9 protein-coding genes are annotated in these 13,661 nt (G+C 39.6%); 1 reads left to right on the forward strand and 8 read right to left on the reverse strand.

Annotation, left to right across the window (positions count from 1 at the left end):
- Window positions 1-4: 4 nt before the first annotated feature.
- A complete protein-coding gene (locus KFO40_RS12110) occupies window positions 5-2,938 on the reverse strand; it encodes a SusC/RagA family TonB-linked outer membrane protein (RefSeq protein WP_211146404.1) in 2,934 nt (977 codons plus the stop codon).
- Window positions 2,939-3,583: 645 nt separating this feature from the next.
- On the opposite strand from KFO40_RS12110, the gene KFO40_RS12115 reads away from it, so the two are divergent.
- Window positions 3,584-5,509, forward strand: a complete 1,926-nt coding sequence (locus KFO40_RS12115; RefSeq protein WP_211146405.1) for an NAD(+) synthase — start codon at window positions 3,584-3,586, stop codon at window positions 5,507-5,509.
- A gap of 183 nt (window positions 5,510-5,692) precedes the next feature.
- Here the strand turns inward: KFO40_RS12115 and KFO40_RS12120 are convergent, their stop codons facing one another.
- The 7 genes from KFO40_RS12120 to KFO40_RS12150 all read right to left on the reverse strand — a co-directional run bounded on the left by KFO40_RS12120 (window position 5,693) and on the right by KFO40_RS12150 (window position 13,353).
- On the reverse strand, window positions 5,693-6,256 hold the full coding sequence (locus tag KFO40_RS12120) for a dual specificity protein phosphatase family protein (RefSeq protein WP_154030144.1): 564 nt from the start codon (window positions 6,254-6,256) through the stop codon (window positions 5,693-5,695).
- Window positions 6,257-6,282: 26 nt separating this feature from the next.
- Complete coding sequence (hisB, locus tag KFO40_RS12125; protein ID WP_117684620.1) at window positions 6,283-7,407, reverse strand: bifunctional histidinol-phosphatase/imidazoleglycerol-phosphate dehydratase HisB; 1,125 nt, start codon at window positions 7,405-7,407, stop codon at window positions 6,283-6,285.
- Window positions 7,408-7,410: 3 nt separating this feature from the next.
- The gene (gene hisC / locus KFO40_RS12130) at window positions 7,411-8,508 is read right to left on the reverse strand and encodes a histidinol-phosphate transaminase (protein ID WP_004310815.1); all 1,098 of its coding nucleotides are present in this window, start codon (window positions 8,506-8,508) and stop codon (window positions 7,411-7,413) included.
- Window positions 8,468-9,757 (reverse strand): histidinol dehydrogenase, encoded by a 1,290-nt coding sequence (hisD, locus tag KFO40_RS12135; RefSeq protein ID WP_211146406.1) that lies wholly within the window; start codon window positions 9,755-9,757, stop codon window positions 8,468-8,470. Before hisD ends, hisC begins: the two co-directional genes overlap by 41 nt.
- Window positions 9,758-9,786: 29 nt before the next feature.
- Window positions 9,787-10,638 carry an ATP phosphoribosyltransferase gene (hisG, locus tag KFO40_RS12140; RefSeq protein WP_004310813.1) on the reverse strand — a complete coding sequence of 284 codons (852 nt, stop codon included), beginning with the start codon at window positions 10,636-10,638 and terminating at the stop codon, window positions 9,787-9,789.
- A 245-nt stretch (window positions 10,639-10,883) separates the two neighbouring features.
- The gene (locus KFO40_RS12145; RefSeq protein ID WP_004310812.1) at window positions 10,884-11,375 is read right to left on the reverse strand and encodes a PaaI family thioesterase; all 492 of its coding nucleotides are present in this window, start codon (window positions 11,373-11,375) and stop codon (window positions 10,884-10,886) included.
- Between the two features lie 73 nt (window positions 11,376-11,448).
- Window positions 11,449-13,353 (reverse strand): fimbrillin family protein, encoded by a 1,905-nt coding sequence (locus KFO40_RS12150; protein ID WP_128859297.1) that lies wholly within the window; start codon window positions 13,351-13,353, stop codon window positions 11,449-11,451.
- Window positions 13,354-13,661 lie beyond the last annotated feature (308 nt).

A 13,661-nucleotide genomic window follows, 5' to 3' on the forward strand; every position in this document is an offset into this window, starting at 1 on the left:
AATTTTAGAATGAAACTTCCAGTCCGAATGTAAACTGACGGGACATAGGGTATTGAGCCTTATACACATTGGAGGTAGACTCCGGATCCATCCCTGTAAAACTTGTAAATGTCAACAAATTCTGTCCCTGCGCATAAATACGGGCACTACTTAAAAAATTAGTCCGCTGCAACCATTTCTGTGGGAATGTATAGCTAAGCATTAAATTTTTCAGACGCAGGAAAGAAGCATCTTCCAAGAATCGTGAATCTAGTTGAGGAGTAACTCCATAACGAGGGATATCAGTCACATCTCCCGGCTTTTTCCATCGATCATAAAGCATACGTTTTGACTGATTGTAGGCACTGAACAGTCCGTTGCTCTCTTGAAAAACTCTGTCATTGTTTAGCATCCAGCGATCGGCCACCCACGTGAACTGTGCGGAAAGTGAAAATCCTTGCCAAGAAAGTGTAGTACCAAAACCACCTTGCCAAGGAGCTTCATGTGTCTTACCCAGCATCACTTTGTCACTTTCATTATATTCTGTAGTAATTTCACCGTCTTTGGTATACCATAAAGCATCTCCATTAGTAGGATTGACTCCTGCATAACGGTTCAGATAAAATTCACCTAACGGATGACCTACCGCAACCATTCTACCAGTATCAGAGGCTACATATTCTGTTATCCCATTATAAAGCTCGGTTATCTCATTTTTATTATATGAAACATTGGCGTTCACATTCCATGTAAAGTCTTTGATGCGAAGTACGTCTGCACTGACATTAATTTCTACACCACGGTTTCGCATAGCTCCCACATTATCCCAACGAGTTCCAAAACCGCTAGTTGTGTAAGAAATGGGAACTGCCATCAACATATTAGTAGTTTTCTTATTATAAAATTCCACATCCAAATTTATACGATCAATAAAACCTAAATGCAGTGCCACATTAGTAGCCCATGTAGACTCCCAACTTAATTCTTCATTTCCCAACTGGGAAATAGCAATACCTGATTCATTGTTATACTTATATCCACCGGAAACTAAAGCCAGATGTTCATAGTTATTAATAGAAGAGTTGCCCGATGTACCGGTATTAATCGCTATTTGCGCATTAGTAAGCCATTTATATTTTTGCATGAACTTCTCCTTACGGAGATTCCACATAAACCCGACTGACCAAAAAGCTCCCCAATGTTTATCTGTTCCGAAACGGGAAGATCCATCCCCACGAACCGAAAAGTCAGCATAGTAACGATCATCATAATTATATTCACCACGACCAAAAAAAGAGAGAAAAGAATATTCCGTAACGGGATCTCCCCATGATGAAGCGGTAGAACCGGAAGACAAGTTTGTCAAAATATCATTTGTCTGTCCACGAGTCGTAACCTGAAAACCTTCATAATGATAATCGACTCCTTCCTGCCCAACCATAAAGTTGAATGAATGAACATCATTCAACATAAAACGGTAGTTTGCCGTATTTGTAATCATCAGATTAAGCATATCATACGAACTACGCTGGGCACCTCCATAATTATTATTTGGCTTATAACTCGGAAAACTTCGATAAAAAGAAGTAGTATGACCATAATCTGTACTTAGTTGTGAACGAATTGTGAGATTCTTTATAGGTGTAGCTTCAGCATAGAAAGTAGATAAAAGTTTATACTTCTTATTTGATAACGGATTGTTTTCCATCCATGCTAACGGATTCTCCGTCGTTCCTTTCCAACTGCCGTCATCCTGAAGAGCCAGACTTCCATCCTCCTTATAAGGATTCCAGTAAGGCAACATGAAAAAAGATGCGGAAATAGGAGCCCACAATGCATATTCACCATCATCACTCTGTTCTACCTCCTGATAAGTAAACATTGTATTCGTTCCTATTTTCAACCATTTATTAGCTTTCGCCTCCACATTGGCACGGAAGTTAACACGCTCAAATGTAGAACCTACTGCAATACCATCCTGATCATAATAGCTTCCCGAAACATAATAATTTAACTTTTCCGTACCACCATTTACTGATAACTCGTAATTCTGCAAGGGTGCTTTGTCATTGTATACCTTATCCAGCCAATTGATATTTATCTTACTTAATTTCTCGTAATCCTGTCCTTTATCCAATCCCACTTCTTTTTCAAACTGAATACGTTCGTTCGTATCCATCTGATCCCAGTCCTTTGAAGCTAATTGGGAAAAACCTAGTTGTGTACGGAAAGTAATCTTGGCAGCTTCCCCCATACGTCCACGCTTGGAAGTGATTACTACCACGCCATTAGAAGCACGTGCGCCATAGATAGAAGTAGAAGAAGCATCTTTCAACACTGAAATGCTCTCAATATCATTAGGACTAATCGTGTTGAAATCTGAACTTGAAATAGCCACTCCATCCAATATAAAAAGAGGATCTTTCCCCGAATTAATTGAATTTGTTCCGCGAATACGAAAAGTTGCTGCCTTACTGGGTTCACCTGATTCAGAAAGCACCATTAATCCCGGTGCCTGCCCTTGCAGTGCCTGATCGAAACTCGGAGCAGGAACATCTTCCATCTTTTCAGCTTTTACCGTAGATACAGAACCTGCAATCGTACCTTTCTTACGTACACCGTAGGCAACAACCACTACTTCTTCTACCATTTGTGCATCACTCTCCATCTTCAGATTCATGCGAGTGGCAGCAGACACCTGCTTTTCCATCGTTTTCATTCCAATGTAAGAAAACTGCAAAATGGCGGGAGATTTCGTCACTGTGATACTGTAATTACCATTCATGTCGGTAATTACTCCGTTCGTCGTACCCTTCTCCAAAACAGACACACCAATCATCGGCTGATTGTCTTCCGCCGAAATAATGTGTCCCGTTACCTGATATCCACCCTGTGCAAAAAGCAACAGGGGGATACTTGTCAGAGTAAAGAGTACAAACAAGAGAATTGATTTTCTCATCTTTGATACTTTGATTTTAAATTAATGAAATTGATTTATTTTTATAGATTTATCTACAATAAGGAATACGCAGTCTTTGCGTAGAATAATACACTCCTTTCCCAAAATCGGTTTATGCATTTTCTGCACCGACTTGGGACAGGCTATTATTATCTATAAATATAGAATAGGAATAGACTAACTTGGCAAATTCTTAATATTGCGCCAAATATCCAAATAGATTTTTCGTGTTACTGCTGTGTGAATTAAATGTATGACCATCTGCTCTCTTAAGTTATAAATTAAACACTAATATCACTTGTTCTGTTTAGGTGTTATACACTTCTAATATTGTTCTATTTTGGCTACAAATATATATATTATATTTAAATAAAAGAAACAATATGTCGCATATTTTATACCAAATTTCCACTTATATCTTTTTGATACATATTTAAGTACACAAACCCATAAATGAAAATAAATCCACAACATATTTCAATGATAGTTGAATATAAATGTTCATTTTGATAGTTACTTTAATTGCTCAAATAACAACATCACAACTCATACAAAATAGCTTATTAAGAGGATTCAATATAGAAAAGATAATTATTCAAAACTATTTCCTATTTTTGCAGTCATTATATATAAATAAGGTATAAGATGAACTACGGATTTGTAAAAGTAGCTGCAGCCGTGCCACACGTAAAAGTGGCTGACTGTAAATTCAATGTAGAGAAGATAGAAAGTCTGATTGCAGTGGCTGAAGGAAAAGGAGTGCAGATCATCATTTTCCCGGAAATGAGTATCACCGGATATACTTGTGGTGACCTATTTGGACAACAACTTTTGCTAGAAGAAGCAGAAATGGGGCTGATGCAAATTCTGAATAACACCCGTCAATTAGATATCATTTCTATTGTTGGCATGCCTGTCGTTGTCAATTCGACAGTAATCAATGCAGCCGTAGTGATTCAGAAAGGGAAAGTGTTGGGAGTTGCAGCCAAGACCTATCTGCCGAATTATAAAGAATTCTACGAACAACGTTGGTTCACATCAGCGCTTCAGTTGACTACAAACAACGTACGCCTGTGTGGACAAATCGTTCCCATAGGTGCAAATCTGCTTTTTGAGACTTCAGATACGACTTTTGGCATTGAGATATGCGAAGACCTTTGGTCTACTATACCTCCAAGTTCCTCACTGGCACTGCAAGGGGCAGAAATTCTGTTCAATATGTCTGCTGATAATGAAGGCATTGGAAAGAACAATTATCTTTGTTCTCTCATCAGCCAACAATCTGCACGTTGTATTGCCGGATATGTATTCTCGTCTTGTGGCTTTGGAGAATCTACTACCGATGTGGTTTTTGCCGGTAATGGGCTGATTTATGAAAACGGTTCACTGCTTGCACGCAGCGAACGTTTCAGTATGAAAGAGCAACTGATCATCAGTGAAATTGATGTGGAACGCATCCGGGCAGAACGCAGGATAAATACTACCTTCGCCGCTAATCAGGCAAATTTAGGAGACAAGAAGGCGGTTTCTATCGCGACAGAATTTGTCAACAGCAAAGAACTGACCTTAACCCGGAAGTTCAATGCCCATCCTTTCGTACCACAAGGAATTGAGCTAAATGAACATTGCGAAGAAGTATTCTCTATCCAAGTGGCCGGACTAGCACAAAGATTAGTTCACACCGGAGCCAAAACAGCTGTAGTGGGTATTTCAGGCGGACTAGACTCAACACTGGCACTGCTCGTCTGCGTGAAGACTTTTGATAAACTGGGATTGTCCCGGAAAGGTATTCTCGGAATCACAATGCCGGGCTTTGGTACGACCGACCGCACCTACCATAACGCCATTGATCTAATGAAATCATTAGGTATATCCATCCGTGAAATTAGTATTAAAGATGCCTGCATCCAACATTTTAAGGACATCGAACATGACATGAATGTACATGACGTTACATACGAGAATTCGCAAGCACGCGAACGTACACAAATACTAATGGATGTGGCCAATCAGACTTGGGGAATGGTTATTGGCACAGGGGATTTATCCGAACTTGCATTGGGATGGGCTACTTACAACGGCGATCACATGTCCATGTACGGGGTAAATGCGAGTGTTCCCAAAACACTTGTGAAATATTTAGTACAATGGGTGGCAGAAAACGGTATGGACGAAAACTCGAAAGCTACTTTACTTGATATTGTAGATACTCCTATTAGCCCGGAATTGATTCCGGCGGATGAGAACGGAGAAATTAAACAGAAAACAGAAGATTTGGTAGGTCCTTATGAACTGCACGACTTCTTCCTATATTATTTCTTACGTTTCGGCTTCCGGCCTTCCAAGATATTCTATTTGGCAAAAACGACATTCAAAGATATGTATGATGAAGAAACCATCAAGAAATGGCTTTCCACTTTCTTCCGTCGTTTCTTCAATCAGCAGTTCAAACGTTCTTGCTTACCGGACGGCCCTAAAGTCGGAAGTATTTCTATTAGTCCACGGGGGGATTGGAGGATGCCTAGTGATGCCAATTCAGCTATGTGGCTTAAAGAAATAGAGAATTTATAGGGAAGCACAAACATCAAACTATTCTCACTGCTATGAGAAAAAATTCTCACTATAATGAGAAAATCTTCTCATAGTAATGAGTATTTTTTCTCATAGCAGTGAGAATAGTTGAGAAAATATAACGCCTCATCATAGCTTCGATACAACATTTTAGCAAGACATGTATCTGCACAAAATTACATACTAAAGTCCCTCTGTACACATAACTTTTCTTCTTATTTGCTCTATATCCGCTTCTTTAATCCTCCGAATGATATTTTTATAAATACGATGAAAGCCAAAACCGCCTTCAGTCATTTCATGAATCGCGTCTTCTTTTGAAACATTCTGAAATACCACTCGATAAAGTGCGCAAACAGCTCCTGTGCGATCTGATCCGTGATGGCAATGGATAACAATCGGCGCTTTACGATTCTTTATAATACGCAATGCTTCAATCAACTGTTCTTCATTGATGGAATGAGCTTTGGTCTTTACCCGATGAAGCTTTACGTTCGTTCCTGCGGCTTCATCATCATCGCTATGTCTATTACGGAGATTGAGAGCTTCGCCAATACCATACTTTTCTAAAGCTTTAAAGTCTTCATGCGAAGGTTGCTCTGAACGATATACACCCGAATCGATCTTGTACAGATTGGTTAATTCACTATCAGGAAGAGTAATCTTCTCTACTTTCAAATTCTGACTAAAAATAGATATAGAGAAGATTACTCCCAAAAGTAGGCTTAACAGGATTCTTTTCTGCATAAGTCTATATTGTTATTATAAAAAGATCAAAGTACTCCCTTGCTGGATGGAAGTTCAAAATGATAGATATCTCTTTTGATTGCCATTTTCAAGGCACGGGCAAGGGCTTTAAAAATACCTTCTATCTTATGATGTTCATTTTGTCCTTCCGCCTTGATGTTCAGATTCATTTTTGCCGCATCACTTAGTGACTTAAAGAAATGAAGGAACATTTCCGTCGGCATCTCCCCTATCTTCTCACGCTTGAATTCGGCATCCCAAACCAGCCAGGGACGACCACCAAAGTCCAGACAAACCTGACAAAGACAATCATCCATCGGTAAAGCATAGCCATAACGTTCAATTCCACGCTTACTACCTAAAGCCTGGTAAATACATTCTCCTAATGCAATAGCAGTATCTTCGATCGTATGATGCTCGTCTACCTCCAGATCTCCTTTCACACGGATTGTCAAGTCCATACCGGAGTGTTTTCCAATCTGCTCGAGCATGTGGTCGAAAAAGCCAAGACCGGTAGAGATGTCACAAGTGCCGTTTCCATCCAAGTTCAAAGCCACATCAATATCTGTTTCTTTTGTTGTACGACGTACTTCCGCTTTCCGTTCTCCGGCAAAAAGGAACTCGGCTATCTGATCCCAGTCAGTTGTTGCAAGAGCGCAGACTTCTTCCAATCCTTTTTCTTTCAGGGTTTCAGGTGAATTTTGCAGATAAATTGCCCGGCAACCCATATTTTTGGCAAGTTCCACATCCGTAGGACGGTCGCCTATAACAAAACTTCCGGCAAGATCGTATTCCGGATTATTTAGGTACTTCGTCAACATTCCGGTACGTGGTTTACGGGTGGGCGCATTATCTTCTGGGAAACTACGGTCTATCAGAATCTCATCAAAAGTAATCCCCTCTCCTTCTAATGTTTTAAGCATCAGATTATGGGCAGGCCAAAACGTTTCTTCCGGGAAAGAAGATGTACCCAATCCATCCTGATTGGTGACCATCACAAATTCAAAATCGAGTTTACTGCGAATAAAACCTAAATTACAGAATACTTTCGGATAGAATTCCAGCTTCTCCAATGAGTCGAGTTGGTAATCTACGGGAGGTTCGATCACCAACGTACCATCTCTATCTATAAATAATACTTTCTTCTTCATAAATTATCCCGGGTATTTTTTAAGGGTGGCTAATAGTGTATTATTCTCTACACGGGTACCGACAGTCACACGCAAACAGTTGCAGCAAAGCGAAATGTTATGGCGATTACGCACAATAATTCCTTCACCTACCAAATAATTGTAGATTTTCACGGCATCCGTCACTTTTGCCAAAAAGAAATTCGCATCAGACGGAAACAGTTTAATGGTACATGGAAGCTTTTCAAATTCCGCTTCCAAATAGTCACGTTCTTCCTTCAGAGTTTTCACCCAACGTTCTATCTCATAATGTTTATGCAACATGGCGATGGCTTGCTGTTGAGTCAACTGGTTGACATTATAGGGATATTTGATTTTACTAAGAATATCAATAATCTCTTTGGAAGCAAAAGCCATTCCCAAACGGATAGCAGCACATCCCCAGGCTTTGGAGAATGTCTGGAATACGACGAGATTGGGATATTTATCCAACTCTTCGAGGAAAGACGGAGCTTTAGAAAAATCATTGTAAGCCTCATCCAACATTACCAATCCTTCAAACTGACAAAGAATCTTTTCTATTTCGGAACGAAGCAAATCATTTCCTGTCGGATTATTAGGAGAGCAAAGGAAAATCAGTTTGGTATGCTCGTCGGTAGCTGCCAGCAATTTGTCAGCAGAGAACTGGAAGTCATCATCCAACAATACTTTCCGATATTCCACATCGTTTACATCGGCACAGACCTGATACATTCCATAGGTAGGATCGATAGCTACTACATTATCTTTACCCGGTTCGCAGAAAGCACGAAAGACCAAGTCGATGGCTTCATCACTGCCGTTTCCGAGAAAAATATGTTCGGGAGATACTTTCTTAATTTTCGACAACAATGTTTTCAGTTCACACTGCATAGGGTCCGGATAACGGTTGTGAGGCGTATTGTACGGATTTTCGTTTGCATCCAGGAAAACAGAAGCGGTGACTCCTTTATATTCATCACGTGCCGAAGAGTAAGGCTTTAATTTCCAGATATTCGGCCGGGTTAATTCTTGTAATGTTTTCACTTCTTTAAATTTTAAGTTATGAATTTTGAATTGCTTTGAGACGAACTGTGACCGCATTCTTATGCGCGTCCAAATGTTCGTTAGCCGCCATCTCCTCAATAGCAGGACCAATAGCCTTTATTCCTTCCGGGAGAATTTCCTGGAACGTAATCTTGCGGATAAAACTATCCAGACTGACGCCACTATATGCTTTGGCATAACCGTTGGTAGGCAAGGTATGATTTGTTCCGGAAGCATAGTCACCGGCACTTTCGGGAGTTAACGATCCAAGGAAAACAGAACCGGCATTTGTTACACGCTCTGCTACTTCCATGTAGTTTTCCGTTTCTATTATTAAGTGTTCCGGCGCGTATGCGTTAGTCAGTTCCAATGCTTCATCCAAATCCTTTACTAAAATCAGTTTACTATTCTCTAATGATTTTGCAGCAATTTCACGACGGGGCAATTCGGCTAATTGACGTTCTACTTCCGCCATTACTTCTGTTTGAAGCTTCTCGGAAGTGGTAATCAATATAGCCTGGCTATCTATTCCGTGTTCTGCCTGTGACAAAAGATCTGCTGCTACAAAAACCGGGTTGGCAGATGCATCAGCCAGAACTTCGACTTCAGAAGGGCCGGCAGGCATATCAATAGCTACATCACGCAGGCTTACCAACTGTTTGGCAGCTGTCACATATTGATTACCTGGACCAAATATCTTATATACTTTAGGTACACTCTCCGTTCCATAGGCCATAGCGGCAATAGCCTGCACACCACCAGCCTTGAATATTTTACTGACACCTGCCAGTTGCGCAGCAAAAAGAATAGCCGGATGAATATTTCCATTCTTATCGGGAGGCGTGCAAAGTACGATTTCCTTGCATCCTGCAATTTTAGCCGGAACAGCCAACATCAATACAGTTGAGAAAAGTGGTGCTGTTCCACCCGGAATATACAATCCCACTTTTTCGATTCCTACCGATTTTTGCCAGCAAGTCACACCGTTCATTGTTTCTACCTTCTTTCCGATAAAACGTTGGGAAGCATGAAAGGTTTCAATATTTTGTTTTGCCAGGGAGATGGCTGCTTTCAGTTCATCGCTTACCAATGTTCCGGCAACCTGTATCTCTTCAGGAGTCACAGCAAGCGCAGACAAGGCGACTTTATCAAAAGTAGCTTCATATTCCAAGACGGCTTTGTCACCTTCTGCCCTTACCTTATTTATAATAGAGCGAACAGTGTCGAACAAATTTTCCGTATTCAGTGCCGGACGTTTCAAAAGTTCCGTCCACTGTTCTTTTGAGGGATATTTAATCAATCTCATGGTTACTATTTTATTAGATGCCTATATATTTATACAATCATCTTTTCAATCGGCAGTACTAAAATACCTTCCGCTCCCAGTCCTTTCAGTTTTCCAATGATTTCCCAAAAACGTTTTTCATCAAGTACTGTATGGACAGAGCACCAGCCTTCCTGTGCTAACGGCATCACCGTAGGGCTCTTCATACCCGGCAATACAGCAATGATTTCTTCCAGTTTATCTTTCGGAGCATTCATCAATACATATTTTTTATCTTCGGCTGTTTTTACTGCATTCATGCGGAACAGCAGTTCTTCGAGCACTTCTTTTTTCTCGTCGCTCATATTCTTGTTGCCAATCAGCAATGCTTCCGACTTCATTACGACTTCCACTTCTTTCAAACGGTTACTTACTAACGTAGAACCGGAGCTTACAATATCGAAAATAGCATCAGCCAATCCAATTCCCGGAGACACTTCTACGGAACCGGTAATTACATGAATTTCAGCATTTACACCATTTTTCTTCAGGAAGTTGCGAAGAATAACCGGATAAGAAGTAGCGATCTTCTTACCGTTAAACCATGACAAACCGGGATATTCAATATCTTTCGGCATAGCCAATGAAAGGCGACACTTACTGAATCCCAAACGTTTGATGATTTCCGCATCTTCTTCCTTTTCCATAAATTCATTTTCGCCAACAATTCCCAAGTCTGCCACACCGGTAGCCACTGTCTGCGGGATATCATCATCACGAAGGAATAGAACTTCAATAGGGAAATTGGAAGACTGCACCAATAAGGTACGTTTTGTAGTGCTCAACTTAATATCCGACTCTCCTAAAAGTGCCATTGTCTCTTCGAAGAGACGTCCTTTGGCTTGTACTGCGATTCTTAACATGACTTTATTTAATTTTTAATTATAATATGCGTTGAGAAATAAAAAAGGCTTACCGTATTCGGCAAGCCTTAGTTATCGTTTATATAGTTATACACAATATCATCCACGCCCACCGATTATTCGTTAGGAAAATGATGATGATGATGTGTAGTTGTATATTTCATATTTCTTTTATTAACTGCGACAAAAGTAAAGCATTTGTTTGAAACCACCAAACATTTATCACAAAAACTTGAGTTTTTATTTCAAATTAAAGGCAATATCTCTTCCGGCTCTACATCACATTTCGTAAAATGCATTTCGTCTTTCGACTTTTCTTTCGAGAAAGTAAAGTAGGTACAAACCGATTCTGTGCATACTTCTCCATCCTCATTATATAATTTTGCTTCAACAATGACAATGTTCCGCTTCACTTCTTTAATAGAGGCGCGCAATACAATATGAGAATCTTTGGTATCAACAGATTTTCGGTAACGGGTTTCCATCTTCGAAGTCACTCCAGTCGTTTGTAGTTTACGAAGCACCACCCACGCACAGATTTCATCCATCAAAACTGCTTGAATACCGCCATGCAAAGTGTCAATCCAGCCTTGATACTCGGGACGTGGCTTCCAAATGCTCACTACTTCGTCACCATCCTCATAAAATTCCATTTTTACTCCAGCTTCATTATTAGGAGCACAACCGAAACAATTGTACCCTTCCAAACCCTTCCAGGGATTTATTATCTTCTTCATAGTTCTCTCTTTTAGTTAGTTTTACTTCCCAAATATAAGCAATTTATGAAAAGGAGATGCAATTTTCACTGATTTACTTTCTAATACAACGAATAGCGAAAGCTTTCGTATCAATACCCGCATTAGATTCTTCTATGATATTCGTATCACTTTTCATGTAGAAAACCTTAGTATCGATGGTGGCATTTGTATTGTCCAATGTCCAATATGCCAAATGTTTGTTCTCATAATCTGCTTGAAAAGCCCCTACATACATTCCTACAGGAATACCATTAAAACCGGATAAATTAGTTGCAGGTTGCACTTGTTCTTCCGTCTTCAGGGACAACCAGGTCCCTGACTTCAACAAAGAAGCTTCCCCCTTCAAGTAGTCTTTTAAAATATTCCAGTCTTCCCAATTCGGTATACTCCAGTGAGTTGGCAAGATCCTACCGGAAAGCGCAACATTAGCGGTATAAAAATAATGCTCTGTAGTAGATTGCAAATATCCGGCTATATTTGCTGTTACCTGATTCAATTTAGGGAGCGCATCACCGTTTACATATAAAGATGTCTCCAAATTACTCCTCATCCAGTATTGAGTTCCGATCTTCACTAGCGGATAATTATGGATGACTCCTCCACGAACATCACGAACAATATCTTCCTGTGCCAAAACAGGTAACACATCATCTGCCAGTGTTACTGATAAGGAGATTGTTCCGTCTGCCAGCACATAAACATTATTACGAGCCAATAAAGTGCCATCCACATAGGTTAATGAATGATCTTCCATATTCCATGATACACTTCCACCATTCACTTTTCCTGATTTTCCTAATAACTGTGCTACAATCCCTTGAGATAAATTAACGCTACCGTCTTCTTTCATCGGATAGGCAACAATCGCTTGAGAAGAAAAATCCGGAGTAACAAGATACTCTTTACATATTTCGGCTACTTGTTTTCCCGAATGTATCACTTTGTACACATTCGATTTTTCAAAAGTCAGCTTCGATACATCTATGTATTTATGCAAAATACCCGATTCGGTATGATCCACTTCTGTTCCATCCCAATCCCCGATTTCTCCGTTCACTTTACTCATTAATATATCTTCGGCCGATACAAACGTTATTTCCAACTCTCTCTGTTTTCCACTTTCCAATTGTAAAGTGGATGGTAATAAACTGGTATATAGTTTGCCGGCAGCTTCCAATGTTATGTATTGATACCCAACAGTCGCCTCTTGGGGAATCAAAATAAGCTCTTTTCCTACTAGTCGACCGTCTTTTATTTCCCATTCTCCTGCAGGAGTAATATCTTTCTCTTCAGAATAGGCAGAGAATGTTTTCTTCTGAAAATCATAAATGGTCTTAGTATAAAAGCCACTCACCGAAAGTGTAGGTTTCACAGATAGTATTTCTTCTATATTCTCTTCCTCTCCGGGGACAAGGACTATTTTCATGCGAAAGAACTGGTGGTTGTAAGTCAAAGCAACTGCATCTTTACTAGCTAATACTTCCTTTTTGGAAGCAACTAGAAAATCAGAATGAGAATAATCATCCAGTTTATCTTGAGTTGTTGCAACGGTCACTTGCATGGAACTTTCACCCATTGCTACCCCGCCCTTCTGATATGGATAATAACTGATTAAATTCAATGTTACTCCATCATCCGGATAGTAAACCGACTCATCAGATACAAACTCACCAGTAGATGAACGCACAAAATGAAGATTATCTGCATAACGTTCTTCTTGCATTGTAGTAGTTCCTGCAAGTGCAAATAATCCCACTTCATCTTTTTCTCCAAAACTATTGTTTACTACACGAGTATTCATAATCTCATGAATATCAGCTACAAACTTCAACGGAATATCTCCATTATTAATGATTTCCCCTTCTTCCTCCGAAATATGGTTTACACAAGCAGTAAACATAGTACAACAAAGGATAAAAAAACCTACTCCCACAAATAGGTTATGGCATGTTTTCATTTTGTTTTTCTATTAGTTCAAAAAAAGAAATTCTTGATTAAGCAGAAAGAATGCCATAAGAGGAAGTATTCACTTTCGGTTATGAAAAACCATACAACACGTCTGTTGCAACTGTAGAATCTTAAATTCCCACATTACAGTTTGAAATGTGGAAGCGAAAGTACAGATTATAGTTAAGAAAAGAAATATTTTCCTTTAAAAAGATTAATCTTTTATATAAAAAGCACGTAATCAGCCATTTACATAACACATGCAAAAACAATACATTCTGAACTCCACATTATTATATTAGCATTGGTTATTATTTA

This window comes from Bacteroides sp. 1001302B_160321_D4 (genome assembly GCF_015667765.1).
GTDB lineage: Bacteria > Bacteroidota > Bacteroidia > Bacteroidales > Bacteroidaceae > Bacteroides > Bacteroides xylanisolvens.